General features: G+C 75.8%; 12 protein-coding genes. 2 read left to right on the top strand and 10 right to left on the bottom strand.

What is annotated here, in order from left to right; genetic code table 11:
• Positions 1 to 32: 32 nt before the first annotated feature.
• From ACFC1T_RS29930 to ACFC1T_RS29910, 5 genes are all read right to left on the bottom strand, one after another.
• The gene (locus ACFC1T_RS29930) at positions 33 to 1,583 is read right to left on the bottom strand and encodes a phage tail sheath family protein (protein ID WP_375893472.1); all 1,551 of its coding nucleotides are present in this window, start codon (positions 1,581 to 1,583) and stop codon (positions 33 to 35) included.
• A 207-nt stretch (positions 1,584 to 1,790) separates the two neighbouring features.
• Positions 1,791 to 3,896, bottom strand: a complete 2,106-nt coding sequence (locus ACFC1T_RS29925; RefSeq protein WP_375893572.1) for an ATP-binding protein — start codon at positions 3,894 to 3,896, stop codon at positions 1,791 to 1,793.
• A gap of 104 nt (positions 3,897 to 4,000) precedes the next feature.
• Positions 4,001 to 4,744 (bottom strand): DUF4255 domain-containing protein, encoded by a 744-nt coding sequence (locus ACFC1T_RS29920; RefSeq protein WP_375893470.1) that lies wholly within the window; start codon positions 4,742 to 4,744, stop codon positions 4,001 to 4,003.
• Between the two features lie 192 nt (positions 4,745 to 4,936).
• Positions 4,937 to 8,188 (bottom strand): hypothetical protein, encoded by a 3,252-nt coding sequence (locus ACFC1T_RS29915; protein ID WP_375893468.1) that lies wholly within the window; start codon positions 8,186 to 8,188, stop codon positions 4,937 to 4,939.
• Positions 8,189 to 8,385: 197 nt separating this feature from the next.
• Positions 8,386 to 9,129, bottom strand: a complete 744-nt coding sequence (locus ACFC1T_RS29910; protein ID WP_375893466.1) for a LuxR C-terminal-related transcriptional regulator — start codon at positions 9,127 to 9,129, stop codon at positions 8,386 to 8,388.
• Between the two features lie 221 nt (positions 9,130 to 9,350).
• Here ACFC1T_RS29910 and ACFC1T_RS29905 point away from each other — a divergent pair, with 221 nt between their 5' ends.
• Both ACFC1T_RS29905 and ACFC1T_RS29900 read left to right on the top strand, forming a co-directional pair.
• Entirely contained in the window at positions 9,351 to 10,793 is a 1,443-nt protein-coding gene (locus tag ACFC1T_RS29905; protein ID WP_375893464.1) for a hydrolytic protein, read from the top strand.
• Between the two features lie 421 nt (positions 10,794 to 11,214).
• Positions 11,215 to 12,552 carry a DUF4157 domain-containing protein gene (locus ACFC1T_RS29900; protein ID WP_375893463.1) on the top strand — a complete coding sequence of 446 codons (1,338 nt, stop codon included), beginning with the start codon at positions 11,215 to 11,217 and terminating at the stop codon, positions 12,550 to 12,552.
• A 61-nt stretch (positions 12,553 to 12,613) separates the two neighbouring features.
• On the opposite strand, the gene ACFC1T_RS29895 is transcribed toward ACFC1T_RS29900, so the two are convergent.
• The 5 genes from ACFC1T_RS29895 to ACFC1T_RS29875 are packed head-to-tail and all read right to left on the bottom strand — an operon-like array spanning position 12,614 to position 16,797.
• Complete coding sequence (locus ACFC1T_RS29895; protein WP_375893461.1) at positions 12,614 to 13,186, bottom strand: hypothetical protein; 573 nt, start codon at positions 13,184 to 13,186, stop codon at positions 12,614 to 12,616.
• Positions 13,183 to 14,574 carry a hypothetical protein gene (locus ACFC1T_RS29890; protein WP_375893459.1) on the bottom strand — a complete coding sequence of 464 codons (1,392 nt, stop codon included), beginning with the start codon at positions 14,572 to 14,574 and terminating at the stop codon, positions 13,183 to 13,185. The genes ACFC1T_RS29895 and ACFC1T_RS29890 overlap by 4 nt, the downstream gene beginning before the upstream one ends.
• Positions 14,571 to 15,380: an ATP-binding cassette domain-containing protein gene (locus ACFC1T_RS29885; RefSeq protein ID WP_375893457.1), complete on the bottom strand. Its 810-nt coding sequence runs from the start codon at positions 15,378 to 15,380 to the stop codon at positions 14,571 to 14,573. The genes ACFC1T_RS29890 and ACFC1T_RS29885 overlap by 4 nt, the downstream gene beginning before the upstream one ends.
• A gap of 32 nt (positions 15,381 to 15,412) precedes the next feature.
• The gene (locus tag ACFC1T_RS29880; RefSeq protein WP_375893455.1) at positions 15,413 to 16,240 is read right to left on the bottom strand and encodes a zf-HC2 domain-containing protein; all 828 of its coding nucleotides are present in this window, start codon (positions 16,238 to 16,240) and stop codon (positions 15,413 to 15,415) included.
• Positions 16,237 to 16,797 carry an RNA polymerase sigma factor gene (locus tag ACFC1T_RS29875; RefSeq protein ID WP_375893453.1) on the bottom strand — a complete coding sequence of 187 codons (561 nt, stop codon included), beginning with the start codon at positions 16,795 to 16,797 and terminating at the stop codon, positions 16,237 to 16,239. Before ACFC1T_RS29875 ends, ACFC1T_RS29880 begins: the two co-directional genes overlap by 4 nt.
• Positions 16,798 to 16,981: the final 184 nt, after the last annotated feature.

Below are 16,981 nucleotides of genomic sequence, written 5' to 3'. Positions count from 1 at the left end.
GCCGGCGGGTGGGTCTGCGGTGGGGCCGCGACTCACTCGTCGAGGAGGCTGGTGCTGTCGGAGAACTGGGCCAGCCGGAACACCACGAACTCGGCCGGCTTCACCGGGGAGACGCCGATCTCGCAGATCACCTGTCCGAGGTCGATGGACTCGGGCGGGTTGTTGTCACGGTCGCACTTGACGTAGAAGGCCTCGGCCGCGGTCTGGCCGAACAGCGCCCCGCGCCGCCACTCCTCGGTGAGGAAGGCGGTGATGTTCCGCCGGATGCTGGACCACAGCCGGTCGTCGTTGGGTTCGAAGACCACCCACTGGGTCCCCAGGAGGATGGACTCCTCCAGGTAGTTGAAGAGCCGGCGCACGTTGAGGTAGCGCCAGGCCGGGTCGGAGGAGAGGGTGCGGGCGCCCCAGATCCGGATGCCGCGGCCGGGGAACGCCCGGACGCAGTTGACGCCGATCGGGTTCAGCAGGTCCTGTTCGCCCTTGCTGAGCCGCAGTTCGAGGTCGACGGCGCCGCGGATGACCTCGTTGGCGGGCGCCTTGTGGACCCCGCGTTCGGCGTCGCTGCGCGCCCACACCCCGGCCGCGTGGCCGCTCGGCGGCACCAGCACGTTGCGGCCGGTGGCCGGGTCGAAGACCTTGATCCACGGGTAGTAGAGCGCGGCGTAGCGGGAGTCGAAACCGGCCTCGTCCTGGCGCCAGGTGCGCATCCGCTGGGCGTTGAGGCCGGGCGGCGGGTCCAGCACGGCGATCCGGTCGCCCATCTGCTCGCAGTGCGAGATCACCGCGAGCTGGACGGTGCGCAGGCCCTCGTCGTCGAGGTCGCCGCGCTGGTAGGCGCTCATCAGGTCGGGCACCGCGACCATGGTGATCTCGTCGATCGCCTCCAGGCCGGAGAAGCCGGTGCGGGCGGCCGCGTCGCCGACGTACTCGGCCGGGTCCAGCCGGGTGCCGGCGGCCGCCACCGGGCCGGTCGCGGGGGCCGGGGCGGCGGCGAGCGCGTGGCTGCGGCGCTCGGGGCGGCTCGGCGCGGTGCCGGGCTGCTCGGCGACGGCGACCAGCTTGGACTCGCGCAGCTGGGTGACGACGTAGCCCTTGGTGTTCTTCCGGGTGGAGACGTCGTAGCTCTCGGCCACCTCGGCGCCCCGGCGGACGATCAGCCGGAACCGGTCGTCGGGGACGTTCTCGCCCTCGGCGTCGGCGACCTCGACGGACACCTCGCCGCCCGCGCCGGGCAGGGCCGACAGCAGGAAGCCGCCGATCTCCACCGGCGGGGCCGCCGCGACGGCCGGGGCGGGGGCGCCGCCGGGGGCCTGCCGCGCCGGGTCGCCGATCCGCACGACGTAGGCGGAGCCGCCGCCGTTGGCGAAGAACCCGTACACCGCGTGCGCCAGGTAGGTGCCCTCGGTGAACGCACCGAACCGCTGGACGTACTGGTCCCAGTTGGTCACCAGCGTGGGCTCGTGGAAGGGGCCGCTGCCGGCGAAGCCGACGAAGGCGGCGACGGCCGTGCCGACGCCCTCGATCGGCCGGGCACCGGACTGCACCTCCTCCACGTACACGCCCGGGGTCAGGTACGACGGCATACGCGCTCCTCCAGATGACCGGTCCTTGGTCTCACTCGCCCCCGAGTCTGCGTCCGGGGCCGCGCCCGGGGACAGGTCCCCGGGGTCAAGATCGGGGGCAGGATGACTGCCCCGGCGGGCACGGCCGGCTGCGCCCCGCGGCCCCCGGACGCTCCGGTCACGTACGCCCGCCGGTCACGTACGCCCGCCGGGCCCGGACTGCTCCGGTCAGGTACGCCCGCCGGCCCCCGGACGCTCCGGGGCGGGGCGCAGCCGCTCCAGCCACGGCCCGAACTCGCTCTCCAGCACCAGCCGGCCGAGCTTGCGGTACTCCCCGACCACCGCGGCGACCAGCTGGGCCATGCCCAGCGGGGTGCCCGCCCCGGCGGCCAGGTAGGCCGCGGAGACGGCGCAGGCCCGGATCGAGCCGCCGGTGAGCTCGAAGTGCTCGGCGCAGTAGTCCAGGTCGAGGTCGTCGCCGCGGGGCAGGGCCGGTCCGAGGCAGCGGTCCCAGAGCAGCCGGCGCTGCGCCCGGTCGGGCAGCGGGAACTCGGCGATGACGTCCAGCCGCCGGGTGAACGCCTCGTCGAGGTTGGCGCGCAGGTTGGTGGTGAGCAGCGCGATCCCGTCGAAGGACTCCATCCGCTGGAGCAGGTACGCGGTCTCCACGTTGGCGTGCCGGTCGTGGGCGTCCTTGACCTGCGCGCGCTTGCCGAACAGCGCGTCCGCCTCGTCGAACAGCAGGACGCCGTTGACCTGGGCGGCCTCGGTGAAGATCCGTTCCAGGTTCTTCTCGGTCTCGCCGATGTACTTGTCCACCACGGTGGAGAGGTCCACCACGTACAGCTCCATGCCGAGTTCGGCGGCGACCACCTCGGCCGACATGGTCTTCCCGGTGCCGGACTCCCCGGCGAACAGGGCGAGCACGCCGTTGCCGCGGCCGCCGCCGGGGCGCATCCGCCACCGGCCGAGCACCTGCTCGCGGTGCCGGGCGCGCAGCACCAGTTCGCGCAGCCGGTCGGCGGTGGGGTCGGGCAGCACCAGGTCGGGCCAGCCGACGGCGGGCTCGATCCGGCGGGCCAACCGGGCCAGCCCGGCGGCGTTCTGCGCCCGGACGGCGGCCCGCAGGTCCTCGGCGCGCACCGGGCGCCGCTCGGCGGCGGCCGTCCGGGCGGCCACCGAGGCGGCCCGCGCCAGCTTCTCCCGGTCCACCCGGTAGGCGGCCACCGCCTCGGCCAGGCCGTCCGTCAGCTCCTCGTCCAGCGGTGTCCCGGCGGCGGCGAGCGCGCGGGCCCACTGCGCGGCGCGGCCGTCGGCGTCCGGCGGCGGGGCGGTGACCACCACGGGGCTCTCCCGCGACCAGGCCGGGTCCCACACCAGCGGGCCGTGCACGATCAGCGGGACGGCGGCGAGTTCCGCGCACAGCTCGCGAAGCAGCGCGGCCCGCTCGGGGCGTTCGGGCTCCAGCCGGTCCAGCGGGCCGAGCACCACCCCGCCCCCGGCCAGCCGGGCCTCGCGGGCGAGCACCCGTACGGTGGCCCCCGGCGGGCGGGCGGCCAGCGCGGCGGCGTCGACGACCAGCGGCGGACGGCCGTCGGCGGCGAGCGCGGCCACCGCGAGCGGGCCGGCGTGGCCGCCCCGGTCCAGCAGGTGGACGGCTCCGCCGCCCGCCGCCGTCGCGGCCGCGCGCAGCCGGTCGACGGCCTGCGCCTCGGCGGGGGTGAGCGCCCCGGCCGGGGCCATCGGTCGGGCCCGGTCAGCCGGATCGGCGCGGCGGGCCAGCCCGGCGAGGGCGTCGTCCGGTTCGTCCTCGCCGAGCAGGTGGGCCGTCACCCGGTCGGGCACCCGCAGGGTGCGGGAGAGCAGCGGGCGGTCCGGTTCGGCGAGTTCCAGCAGGCCCCCGGCGATCAGCGGGGACCGCGCCGCGAACCGGAAGCGGCCGGCCCCGGCCCCGGGCAGCCCGCACAGGTCGAGGGCCAGCCCGACGGTCGCCCGGCGGCGGGTCAGGTCGTCGTTGAGGTAGCCGTAGAGCTGCTCGAAGCGGGGGTCGAGGTCGGGGGCGAGGGCGACCAGCAGCAGGTCGAGGTCGACCGGGAGCAGCCCGAAGGCGGCGCCGAGCCGGGCCAGCCGGGAGCCGGGCGGCGGGGCGGGCGCGTCCTGGCCGGCCGGCGTGCCGTGGCCGGTGGCCACGGCGGCGGAGGCCAGGATCCGTTCGACCGCCTCCGGGCCGAGGTACTGGCCGCGGTACGGGTCGTCCGGGTCCGGGTCGTCGGCCCGGCGCTCGCGCACCGCGGTGCGGACCCGCTGCTCGACCCGGTGCAGGCGTTCCCACAGGTGGCCGTTGTCGGGGCCGTTGTCGTTGCCGTGACCGTTGTCGTTGTCGTGGCAGTGGTCGGGGCCGGGCGGGGCCCCGGGCACCGCCAGGGCGAGGTCCGGGCTCACCTGATCCCACCCCCGCTGCTCCCGCCCTTGTTGCTCCCACCCCTGCTGCGGCGGCCGGGCGGCAGGGCGCGGTCGCGCGGGGCGGCGAAGCCCTCCGCCCCGGGGTCGCCGACGGTGTCGCGGTAGCGCAGCCGACGGCCGGGGTCGACGGCGGGCGACTCCGCCGCGTGCGAGGTGTCCACGGCGTGCACCACCAGCCCTTCGGTGACGGGCGGTCCGGCGGGGGTGAGCGCCCCGGCGAGCGGGGCGAGCACCCGCAGGTCGATCGAGGGCCGCAGTTCCCCGCCGAGCGCGGACCAGACGTCGGAGACCGACGGCAGGCCGGTGTCGCGTCCGGCGATGTCCAGGCCGACGGTGAGTCCGAGCCGGGCGAGCGTGCCGGTGAGCAGCCGGGCGGGCAGCGCGTCGACGGCGGTCAGGCACTGCAGCACCTCGGCCAGCAGCCGGTGTTCGTCCTGCGGTCGGTTGGTCCAGACGGTGACCAGGTAGGCCAGTTCGAACCAGCGCGGAGCGGCGCGGTGGCCGAGCACCAGGCCGTCGGCGTCGTGTTCGGCGACGGCGCCGGCCTGTCGGCGCCCGGTGTCCTCGCGGACGTCGTACAGGAAGACGCTGACGGTGGGCGCGGTGCGCCGGGCCGCCAGGTCGCGGGTGGGCGCGTCGAGGACGACCTCGACGCCGCGCTCGGGCAGTCCGGCCTCGGCGAGCAGCAGCCGCAGCGCCTCGTCGACTTCGTGGATCACCGCCGCTCCACCTCCCCCGCCGGCCCCTGCCCCGGCACGGAAAGTCGACCGCGTCGACTTCCCGTGCCCGCCATCTCACGCCTCACCAGCGCTCCACCCTCTCCGTGCACACCACACCACCGCCTCCGGCCTCACACCCGCACGGGAAGTCGGCCGGGCCGACGTCCTGTACGGCCACGGCGTCCTCCGGGCTCACCGCCGGTCCACCTCCCCCGGCGGGCCGATGCTGCCCTCGACCACCAGGAAGGGCGTGGTGACCGGGGAGAAGCCGGGGCCGTCGGCCGTGATGGTGCGCGGGCCGGTCTCGTCCTTGGGCAGGATGAGCAGCTGGCCCGCGAAGGTCCCGTCCGCCTTGGGGTACGTGGGCGCGGCGGCCGCGGTGATGCCGGGGTTCCAGGTGAAGCGGACGGGGGCGCCGGGCGGGAAGTCCACGCCGCGCACGGAGGTCACGAAGCCGGGCTTGCCGATCGGCGGCACGGCGACGATCCGCGGCTGGACGACCCTCAGCGGGGTGCTGGCCCGGTGCGGGCCGGGTGTGGCGTCGGTGCCGGTGGTGGTCAGTTCGGCGGTGACGGTGGTGTCCAGCACCGCGACGGGCGAGAGCACCACCCGGACCACCTGGCTGCGCCCCGGGCGCAGGTCGGCCAGCGCGCAGCTGCCGGCCCGGCAGCCGGGCGGCAGCGCCTCGGTGGGCACGCCGGCGGGCAGGCCGAGGGTGAGCCGCAGGCCGGTGGCGAGGGCCTGGCCGGTGTTGCGCACGGTGTAGCTGACGGTCACGTGGCCGCCGACGTAGCCGGGGGTCGGCTGGGCGTCGACCGCGACGGTGGGGCCGGCCTGCGGCGGTGCGGGGGCCGGCGGCGGGGGCGCGGGGGCGGGCGTGCTGCTCGGGGTGGTCGGCGCGGGGGTCGGGGTGGCGGTCGGCGTGGGTGTCGGGCTGGGCGAGGCGGTGGGGCTCGGGGTGGGCGTCGGCGTGGGCGCGCTCAGCACCGGCAGGACCGTTTCGGCGGAGTCGTTCTCCGGGTCGGGGTCGACGACCGACCCGGTGACGCTCCAGCCGAACGGCTGGTCACCGGTGCGGGTGCCGATCAGGGTGGCGGTCACCCGCACCTCGGTGCCCGGTGCCAGGGTGCCGAGTTCGCAGCGCAGCGCGGCCGCGTCGCACGTCCCGACGGGCGTGGTGAGCCTGCCGAGCCGGGCGCCGGTCGGCACGGAGGCGGTGAGGACGGTGCCCGGTGAGGCCGCCGGCCCGCGGTTGGTCACGGTGACGGTGACGTCGGTGCTGCCCTCGACCGGCACGGCCGGGGTGCGCGGCGGCGCGCTCAGCGCCAGGTGGACGGACTGCTGGACGGCCGGTTCCTTCTGCCGTCCGGGCAGCCGCCGGTCGAGCGGGGTGAGCTTGCCGCTGGCGAGGTCGTAGGTGCCCAGCCCCTCCGGGGAGTTGGGCGGCAGGGCCCGGCGGGAGGTGAGCACCAGCTGGGCGCCGTTCGGCGTCCAGGCGGCGTCCCGCGGCTGGTACGGGCCGTTGGCGGAGGTGTCGGGCAGCGGCCGGGTGCAGGCGCCCTTGTCGTCGCGCAGCCCGGCGGGCAGCAGCACCGTGCAGTCGGTGCCGGTGGGCGAGGTGACCAGGAGGCCGTCCTGCCGGTTGTTGCCGCCGTCGCCGGCCTTGCGGTTGAAGGCGAGGCGCCGGCCGTCGGGCGAGAACACCGGGCTGTCGTCGATCACGTTGCAGCTGCCGGGGCAGGCCGCCCGGCTGAGGTCGCGCTGGCGGGTGAGGTCGTCGGCGGCGACGGTCCAGACGTGCAGGTTGCCGGGGTTGCCGTTGACGACGGCGGTCCGGGAGAAGGCGATCAGCTTGCTGTCGGGGGACCAGAACGGCTCGCCGTCGGAGGCGCCCGGCTGGTCGGCGGGCGGCTGGACGGTGCCGACGATCGCGCCGGTGGCCACCTGGGCGATCAGCAGCCGACCGGGGCGGGCCGGGGTCTGCCCGGCCGCCGGGGTGCTGCGGCTGAACACGATGAGCCTGCCGTCCGGGGAGAGCGAGGGGTCGGTGTCCCGGTCGGTGGGCCCGCGGCCGGCGAGGTTCAGCGGGTGCGGGTTCGAGCCGTCGGCGTCGGCCTGCCAGATCCGCTGGATCCGCCCGGCCGGGGAGTCCTCGTAGCGGGTGACGACGAGCTGTCGGCCGTCGGGCGTGTAGCTCTGCCGCTCGTACCAGGGGTCGTAGCCGGGGCGGGGGTGGAAGAGCGGGTCGGCGCCCGGGTCGGGGTTGGTGTTGGTGTCGGCGGCCGGGTCCTCGGTGAGCACGCTGATGCCGAGGTCGCGCGGGTCGGTGCCGTCCTGGTGGACGTCCTGGACGTCGGCGGTGTTGGCGGTGGCGGCGCTGGTCTGCTCGACCACCGGGCCGCCCTCGGCCTGGGTGCCGAGCCAGGTCGGGGTCGAGATCAACCGGTTGGTGCGGTAGAGGAGTTGGGGGTCGGTGCAGTCGCAGGTCGGCGCCCGGTAGAGGTTCACCACGGGCGGCTGGTTCGGGTCGGGCTGCGGGGCCGGGGGCGGGGAGGTGAGCTGGTCGGCACTGAGGAAGAGGACGCCGGTGCCGTCGGCCAGCCAGGAGGCGGAGCCGGTGCGCCAGGTGGAGCCGGTGCCGGGGAAGAACGCCTTGTCGCCGCCGGTGGGCGAGGTGAGCATCAGGGTGCGGCCCTGGTCGCCCTTGTCCCAGGTGTAGACGATCTGGTTGCGGTGGGCGTCGTCGTTCACCGGGTTCCAGGTCGGGTCGACGGCGTCGCCGACGGTCACGTTGGTGATCTTGGCGGGCGCGCCGCCGGCGAACGGCCGCAGGTAGATCTGGCGGTGTGCCGGGTCCCCGGTGCAGGAGTACGCGATCCACTGGCCGTCGGGCGAGACGGTCGGGTGGGTCTCGTCGGCGGCGCCGTCGGTGATCCGGCGCAGCCCGGTGCCGTCCCGGTTGACCGCCCACAGCACGTGCTGGGTGCCGCCGGAGGCGGTGGTCTCCACCGCCTCGAAGACGACGCCCTTGCCGTCCGGGGCGAGTGCGGGGTGGGCGGTGTCCATGCCGTTGGTGAGCCGGCGCACCGCGCCGTTCGCGTCGCGCAGGTAGACCTGGGGCAGCGGGCTGTCCCGCAGGCTGGTGAAGACCAGTTCGCCGCCGCGGGCCGAGGGTTCCTGGTCGAAGTGGACCGGGCCTGGCCCGAACAGCGGGGTGCTGGCGGCGCCGCCGGTCACCCGGCCGAGGCCGCGGTGGTTGGTGCCGGCGTAGACGATCCGCCCGGCGGCCGGGTCCTCGGCGGTGACGGCCGGGGCCGTCCGGCCGGTCGGCGTGACGGGGGCGGAGCCCAGGGTCAGCACGGCGGTCGCCAGCGCGAGCAGCACCGCGACGGCGGCCCGGGCCGGCCGCCGGACGGGGCGGGGGGTGGCGGTGGCGCCGATCACGCTCGACCTCACAGGGTGGCAGGGGCGGTCTCCCCCGCAGTCTCACCGGCCCGGGTGCCCGGGAACAGGGCCCGGGCACCCGAGCCGGGGGTAACGGCCGGTGTCCGCAAAGGGCAGGACGCCGCGGTCGCGGGCGCTGGGGACGTCCGTCCGCGCCGGGACGCTCCTGCTCCTCGGGATCAGCCCCCCCCTCTCTCTCAGATCAGGCCGCGCCGCATCGCGTACCCCACCGCGTGCGCCCGGTTGCGCAGCCCGAGCCGGGTGATGATCTCGTGCAGCACGTTCTTGACGGTGCGTTCCGAGTACGAGGTCTTGGCCGCGATCTCGCTGGTGTCGAAGCCCTCGGCGACCAGCCGCAGCATCTCCGCCTCCCGGGCCGTCAGGGTGGACAGGGTGAGGCCGCGTCCGTCGAGCATGGTGCGCTGGAGCGTCCCGATCCGGTCGAGCAGTTCGCCGAGGAGGTCCCCGGGCATCACCCCCTCGCCGTTGGCCAGGGCGGTGATCAGGTGCACCAGCCGGTCCTGGTCCGCCTCCGAGCGGCGCAGCACGGCGGCGACGCCGTGCTCGACGATGGTCTGCAGCCCGCCGGCCTCGAACTGGCCGACCACCAGGCCGATCCGGCCCGAGGTGGCGAGGCGCAGCCGGCGCAGGTGGTCGGCGACCGCCTCGGTCAGGGCGTCCACGACCAGCAGGGAGACCTCCGCCCGTCCCGCGTCGGCCTCACTGAGCAGTTCCACCTCGGGCCGCTGGCGCAGCTGTTGGACCACCCCGGTCTGCAGGATCAGGTCCTCGGCGTACACCGCCACGGGTATCTGGGCGGGCCGGGGGCGCCCCTGCACCGGGATCCGTGCCCCGGCCGGGCGGGTGGTCACGGACGGCGGTGCGGCCGACCCCTTGCGGCCGGTGACGGCTTCCACTCGGGTCGCCTCGATCGATGTCATCGGAACACTCCATTCTCCTGCGGTCCTGCGGCTGTTGCGGCCCGGCGCTGTGGCGCGGGGCCGGTCGGGGCCCGGTGCGGGCCCGGTGCGGGCTCTGAGCCCGCGCGGTCGGTGGCGGCGGCGCCGGGCAGGGCCGGTCCGTCCGTACGGGCAAGGGGTGTGCCCACGGCTTGCCCGTACGGCCCTCTCCGCGGACGGTCCTCCGGCCCTACCGTCACGCCATGACCACTTCCGCCGAACTCGGCCTGCCCGCGCTGACGGTGGCGCCCGGTGGCGTGGCCACCACGACGCTGACGGTGCGCAACGACCTCGACATCGTCGAGGCGTACACGCTGGAGGTGGTCGGCGACTGCGCCGCGTGGACGACGGTCGAGCCGGCCCGGGTCTCGCTCTTCCCCGGGACGTCCGAGACGGTGACGGTGCGCCTCGCCCCACCGCGCTCGCCCGCCGCCCGGGCCGGGGACTTCCCGCTCGGCATCCGGGTCCTGCCGACCGAGCGCCCCGAGCTGGTGACGGTGCCGGAGGCCACGGTCACCGTGACGCCCTTCCAGGAGCTGCAGGCCGCGCTCGCGCCCCGGCGCCGCCGGGGCTGGCTGCGCGGCCGCTACCGCACCTCGGTGCGCAACCTCGGCAACGCCCCGGGCACCGTGGTGCTCACCCCCGGCCAGGCCGGGGAGGAGCTGCGCTTCCGGGCGACCCCGGAGCGGCTGCGCCTGGAGCCCGGCGAGTCCGGGGAGCTGCGGTTGCAGGCCCGGGCCCGCAAGCTGATCTGGTTCGGGAAGCAGGCCTCCTGGCCGTTCGAGGTCGCGGTGGGTCCCGAGCCGGCCCCTGCGGGCAAGGCCTCCGACGGCAGGGGCAAGGACGGCAAGGACGGCAAGGGCACCGGCGGCGCCGCCGAGGGCACCGCCGCCACTCCTGCTCCCGCCACTCCCAACCCTGCCGCTCCCGCTCCCGCAGACGCCCTCACCGCCACCCAACGGCCGGTGCTGGAGGGCGAGTTCATCCAGCTCCCGATCTTCCCCAAGTGGCTGCTGGCCCTGCTGGCGGCGCTGATCGCCCTGCTGCTGGCCTGGTTCGCCCTGGTCCGCCCGGCGGTGCGCAGCTCCGCCAAGCAGGCCGCCGAGCAGGCCGTCGCCCAGCAGAGCGCCACCCCGGCCGTGCCCGCCGGCAGTCCCGGGGGCGGACCGGGCGCCCCCGCCGGCGGCAACCCCACCGCGCCGGGCAAGCCTGGCTCCGGGCAGCCCACCGGCAGCGGCGGCCGCCCCGCCCCCGGCCCGGGCCTGGCGGAGCCGGGCACCGGTCGGCAGAGCTCCGCGACCATCGACGTGCCGACCGGGGCCGGCGCCGCGGCCACCGGCAGCTACCAGGTGCCGCACGGCAAGGTCTTCGACATGACCGACCTCGTGATCGCCAACTTCCAGGGCGACCAGGGCGTCGTGACCATCACGGCCGGCCAGAAGGTGCTCAACACCATCGCCTTGGAGACCTTCCGCAACCAGGACTACCACTGGGTGACTCCCATCCAGGTCCCCGAGGACCAGGCTGTGACGGCGAGCGTGACCTGCGAGTCCCCGGGCACTCCGGCCTCGGGCAAGCAGGCACCCACGTGCCACGAACTCCTCAACATCAGCGGAACGTTGAGCGACATCAGGCAGGGGAACTGACCCGGTGCACACGGTGCCCTCCCCTCCCGGCGACCGGACCGGAAAGGTGCACCCGATGCCCCAACGGTGTCAATGGGCCCCTTCCGCCGGAATCACCCCGTTCTCCTCCGTGATCTTCCCCTTCCGTATCTCCTCCCACGGCCCGTGACCATGTCAACGCGGGACGGGCGTCGTGCCCGGTCCGCGCGCCGGGCGACAACCCGTTCGAACCCCGGCACCACGGGCCACGTGCCCTCCCGGGGAACCCGGCCGGGACCCCCCGGGGCAACCGACCGTTCCCCCACGGACGGCGAAGTCTGCCCCCGGCGCCCTACTGACGCGTCATCAGTACAGCAGTAGGTTTGCGCCGTTCCCACACCGGAGACGCCTTCGGGGCCGTATACGCACCGAATCGGCACAAGGCGGAAGGAATCCGACCACCGTGCGCGCACATGAACCGGACCGGCGGGCCGACCAGCGGGGCGACCGGGGGGACTCCCCGGCCGCCCGCGCACCCCGCCCGGGCCCGCGGCCCGGCAGTGCCCTCGCCCTGCAACGGACCCTCGGCAACGCCGCGGTGAGCCGCCTGGTCCGGGAGGCCCGGGCCGGCTCCGGCGCCCACGGCGGCCACGACTGCGCGGGCCACGGCAGCGCGGGCCACGGCGCCGAGCCGGAGGAACTGCCGCTCCAGCGCTCCCTGGTCCCCCAGGTGCTGCGCAGCGCCGGGAAGCCCCTGGACGCTCCCACCCGCAGCGAGATGGAGGCCCGCCTCGGCGCCGACTTCTCCGACGTCCGGCTGCACACCGGCAGCACGGCCGCCGCCTCCGCGGCCGAGGTCGGCGCCCGCGCCTACACCTCCGGCAACCACGTGGTGCTCGGGCCGGGCGGCGGCGACCGGCACACCCTGGCGCACGAGCTCACCCACGTCATCCAGCAGCGCCAGGGCCCGGTGGCCGGCACCGACCGCGGCGACGGCCTGCGGGTCTCCGACCCGTCCGACCGCTACGAGCGCGAGGCGGAGGCCAACGCCGTCCGCGCCCTCGCCGGCCCGCTGCAACGCGCGGAGGAGCCGCCCGCCCCCTCCCCCGCCCGGGCCGGGGGCGCGGTGCAGCGGATGCCCAAGCGGAACGCGGACGTCGCCGAGGTGCGCGGCAGCAGTCCGCCCGCGCGCACCACCCGGGGCAAGGCCCGCGCGGCGAACCTCGACCTCGCCCGGCCGGTGCTGGAGTTCGAGTCCGGCTACGAGGGCCCGGCCACCCAGAAGATGGACGACGACCAGAGCATCGGCTTCTCGCAGGTCGCCCGGTTGAAGAACCCGCCGGGCGCCCCGCAGCGGGTCTCCACCAACTACCACTTCTGGCAGGAGGTCACCGACTCCAACGTCCAGGTCGTCCGGGCGAAGGACGGCGGCTACGGCGAGCACGACTCGGCGCGCGACTGGGTCCAGGACGGCCCCTACCGCCCGAACTACACCAACGCCGTCATCGTCGACGCCCAGAACCAGATCGAGTTCAACGACAACCCGGGCTTCTCCACCTCGGCCCGGATGACCGCCGGGTACTGGCTCCAGCAGTACAGCGTCTCGTTCCGGTGGAAGGTCGCCCCGAACGCGGGCACCTGGAACCGGAACCTGCCCGCCTGGACCAGCCCCGTGGTCACCCACAGCGTGAGCTCGCAGTTCGACCCCGAGCACCCGGACGAGCCGGTCGCGATCACCGTCCACGAGGGCGGCGACCACACCTGGAACGTCGACCTGACCCCGTACACCACGGGGACGTGAAACGGCCGAGCCCCCGGGGAATCCCGGGGGCCCGGCCCAACGTGCTCGACGGTCCGGACGGTCAGCGCCTCGGGCCCATCACGGCGTACACCGCCGTGCCGACCGCCCCCAGGGCCCACGCCGTCCAGGTGGACACCGTGGTGGCCGGGGAGAAGGTCATCCAGTGCACCACCTCCCCCGCGGTGCCGGCGGCGGCCGGGCCGAGGACGGTGACCGCCAGCCAGCCGGTCGGCAGGATCCAGGCCAGGTGCGCTCCCCAGAGCGCCGCCCCGAGCGCGGCCAGGCCGGCCAGCCCGGCGGCGTCCCGGACCACGTACCCGGTCGGGGCGGGGTCCGCCCCCACCAGCCGCAGCGCCAGCAGCGCGGCGGCGGCGACCGCACCCGTCAGCAGGACGTGCGCCGCCCGGCGGGGCACCCACCGGATCGCGGCCGTCCGGTCCAGCGCGGTGTCCTGCCCGCCGAGCCCGACGGAGGCGGCCACCACGCTCACGGTGAGGACCAGGACGACCGTCGCCAGGTCCATCGGCCCCGGGCCGTCGTGGCAGCAGGCCCAGGCCGCCAGCAGCACCAGCAGGGCGACGGCCGCCGAGGCGGGCACCTGCCGGGAGCGCGCGTACAGGGTCAGCCACCTCATCGGGACGCCTTCCCGGTCAGCGGCGTCAGCCCGTCCCCGCAGGACAGCGCGTCGGCCCGGACCTCGGCGATCCGCGCGCGCTGCTCGGCCCGCGGCAGCGCGTTCAGCTTCTCCCAGGCGGCCGTCGCGCTCGTCCACGCGGCCCGGGCGTACGGGTCCTCCTCGGGCTTCTCCAACGGCTGGACCTGACGGTCCCCGAGCGCCCAGCTCGCGACGACGCTCTGCGCCGGGACGGAGAGCTGCCCCCCGCCCTCCCACGGGGTGCGCGGCCGGCAGTTCGGCGCCAGGCCCTGGGCGACCAGCAGCCGGGTCAGCTCCGCCCCCGTCGCCCGGGCGATCAGCGGGTCGTCGAAGTCGACCAGCACCGTGTCGGCGGACAGTTGGCGGTCGTCGCCGTTCGCACGCAGCGTGGTCTCCTCGTGGATCGTGGCCGGCGCCCGGTCGCCCAGGGCGTCGTGCAGCACCCGCAGCGCCTCCTTGCCGGCCGGCGCGAGTACGGGCAGCTGCGTGCCGTTCGCCCGCGTCACGCACACCGGGCCGTCGCAGACCAGGGCCGCGGCGGCCCGGTCGACGACGTAGGTGTCGCGCGGGTCGCCCGGCAGGACCAGCAGGGCCAGCACCGCACCGGCCAGGACGGGGGCCGCCGCGAACAGCCGGGCCCGGGTGGTCGAGGCCGCCAGCAGCGCGAACCCGGTGCCCAGCAGGCCGAGGAACCACAGCGCCTGCCCCAGGTCCACCGCCCCGGAGAGGGTCAGCAGCATCTCGCGCGGCATGTCGGTCACCGGCGACAGCTGGGAGAGGCGGTTCGACGCCTGGCCGGACGGCAGCGCCCCGTCGGTGGTCTGCCGCAGGTACATGACCGCCAGCAGGGAGCCCACCACCAGGATCGGCGGGGTGAGCACCGAGGGCAGGGTCCGCGCGAGGCCCATCCCGAACACGGCGCCCGCGACCAGGGCCAGCACCGCCACCAGCGAGATCGGCAGCCAGCCCGCCGGCAGGTAGTCGGTCTCGCCGAGGGCCACCTGGCTCCCGCCCCACAGCACCAGCAGGCCGAAGCCCGCCGCCAGCGCGAGCGCCAGCGCCCCGGCGGGCAGCGCCGCACGGCGCCAGGCCGGACGCGGCGTGCTCGCCAGCAGTTCGGCCGTCCGCGAGCGGGAGTCGCGCAGTCCGTACACCGCGCCGAAGCCCACCGACAGCGGCCACAGGTAGGCCAGCATGGAGCGGGTCGTCAGCGCCATCGACGTCCACTGCCCGGTCCACGCCGCGGTGCCCTGCCACCACAGCCCGTTGACGGCGTAGAGGACGGCCAGGCTGCCGCCCAGGACGACCAGACCGGCCCACGGGGCGACGGAGCGCCTCAGCTCGGTCCGCAGAACCCGGGTGTTCACCAGTTGCCTCCCTGCCGGCCGGAGTCACTGAGCAGCGCCGAGTAGCCGCGCTCCAGCGGGCTGTCCCCCGGGTACTCGCTGCCGCCCGCGGCGGCCAGGTCGTCCGGGGTGCCCTGGAAGACGAGGCGCCCGTCGGCGAACAGCACCACGTCGGTGCAGGCCGCCGCGACGTCCTCGACCAGGTGGGTGGAGACGACCACGCAGGTGTCCCGGCCCAGTTCCTGGAGCAGCTCGCGAAAGCGCAGCCGCTGCGCCGGGTCCAGGCCGGCCGTCGGCTCGTCCAGCAGCAGCACCGCGGGGTCGTTGACGATCGCCTGGGCGATGCCGGCCCGCCGCACCATGCCGCCGGACAGGGTCTTCATCCGGTGGTCGGCCCGGTCCGCCAGGCCCACCCGCTCCACGGCCCGCTGGACGGCCGCGGGGATGTCCTGTTTCGGCACCTCCTTCAACCAGGCCATGTACTCCACGAACTCCCGCACGGTGAAGCGCTTGTAGTAGCCGAAGTCCTGCGGCAGGTAGCCGATCCGGCGCCGCAGCGCCCGGTGGTCGCCCAGCCCGGCGACGGAGGTGCCGAGCAGCTCCAGCTCGCCGCCGGCCGGTCGCAGCACCGTCGCGAGCGCCCTGATCAGGCTGGTCTTGCCCGCGCCGTTGGGCCCCAGCAGGCCGTGGGCGCCGAGCCCCAGGGAGAGGTCGAGGCCGTCGACGGCCATCTTCTTCCGGCCGACCCGCACTCTCAGGTCACTGGCCCGGATCTCCCAGGCGTAGGTCTTCGGCGCGATGTCGGCCGCGCTCGTCATGGGCGCCATGCGGTGGCCCCTTTCGAGGGTCGATGGTGTTGTCACAACGTCGAGTAGGTGTTCCGGCGGGCGATCACGGCGGCGACCCCCAGCACGAGGAGCAGGCCCCACACCGGCAGCCGGCCCGGCTCCAGGGCGAGCCACAGGGCCGCGGGGGTACGTCCGGTCACGGCGGCGGGAAGGAGCACGGCGACGCTCCAGAGGGCCGCCAGAGCGACCGCGGCGCGGGCCACCCCGACGACGCTGCCCAGGGCCAGCGCCGTGGACGTGAAGGCGAGCGAGGGCAGCAGCCACTGGGCGGCCGTCATGGTGCCCGCCAGCCACCCCGTCAGCAGGAGCCCGGGCACGACCACGGCGAGCACCGCCGTGGTGCGCCTGAGCAGCAGGGGCAGACCCGCGCGGGCGGTCGAGGCGGTCAGCTCGTACACCGGGTCCAGGGCACGCGACCACGCCGCGGCGACGCCGAACAGCGGCAGTACGGGCGCCAGCAGCGACAGCGGCGAGGCACCGCCGAGCGATCCCGACGGCGCGAGCGCGTCCAGCAGCAGCGCCAGCAGGGTGACGGTCACGGTCATGGCCAGCCACGGCCCCGTCGCGGGCGTCAGCCAGGCCGACAACCACCGCGGACGGCGCCACCGGGCGGGCGCCCGGACCTCGGCGTCCAACTGCGGCGCCAGACCGGTCCGCACGGTGTCCAGCAGCGCGGCGACGTCGGGCGCCTCGGTGACGACCGAGGCCGCCAGCAGCGCCCGGCACGGCGCACAGGTCTCCAAGTGGGCCTCCAGTGCCCACACCGTGTCCGCGGCCATCGCCGCGTCCCCCCGCGCGTAGTCGGCGACGAGCCGCCGGGACGCGTGTTCCTCCGTCATGCCAGTGCCTCCCGCATCGCGATCCGAGCCCGCCGGGCACGGGTCTTGACCGTGCCTTCGGGCAGTCTGAGCAGCACGGCCGTCTCCCGGACGGACAGCCCGTCCAGCACCGTGGCCTGCAGCACCTCGCGCAGTTCCGGGGCCAGGCGCCGCAGCGCGTCGCCCACGTCGCCGCCGACCGTGCCGGCGAGCGCCTCCTCCTCCGCCCCGGGCACCACCGCCCGTTCGGCGGCGGCCACCGGCGGCTCGGCGTGGTGGGCCCGGCGCCGGAACGCGTCGACCAGCCGGCGCGCCGCGATCGTCCACAGCCACCCGACGGCCGAACCGCCCACGGCGCTCCCGGCGAACGCGCCGGCCGCGCGCCACACCGCCAGATAGGTCTCCTGCATGACCTCGGCGACGATCTGCTCGTCCGCGCAGCGACGGCGCAACCGCACCGCCAGCCACGGCGACGTCCGGCGGTACAGCTCGTCGAACGCCCCGCGGTCGCCCTTGGCCACGAGCCGGAGGAGGCGTTCCTCGTCCAGCTCGTCCAGTGCTCTCCTACGTGATCTCACACCAGCCAGACGCCCGGTCCGGCGCTCAGGTTCTTGATCCGGAGTGACCTGCGTCACAGTGCGGGTCGCCCCCTCCCCGGAAATGCGGACCCGGAAATGCGAAAAGGCCCACCCGGTCACCCGGGTGGGCCTTCTCTGAATGATTGTTCGGCGGCGTCCTACTCTCCCACAGGGTCCCCCCTGC

Source organism: Kitasatospora sp. NPDC056076, assembly GCF_042266305.1.
Classification (GTDB): domain Bacteria; phylum Actinomycetota; class Actinomycetes; order Streptomycetales; family Streptomycetaceae; genus Kitasatospora.
The sequence above is the reverse complement of the archived record's forward strand: the minus strand, read 5'-3'. Positions and strand labels throughout refer to the sequence as shown.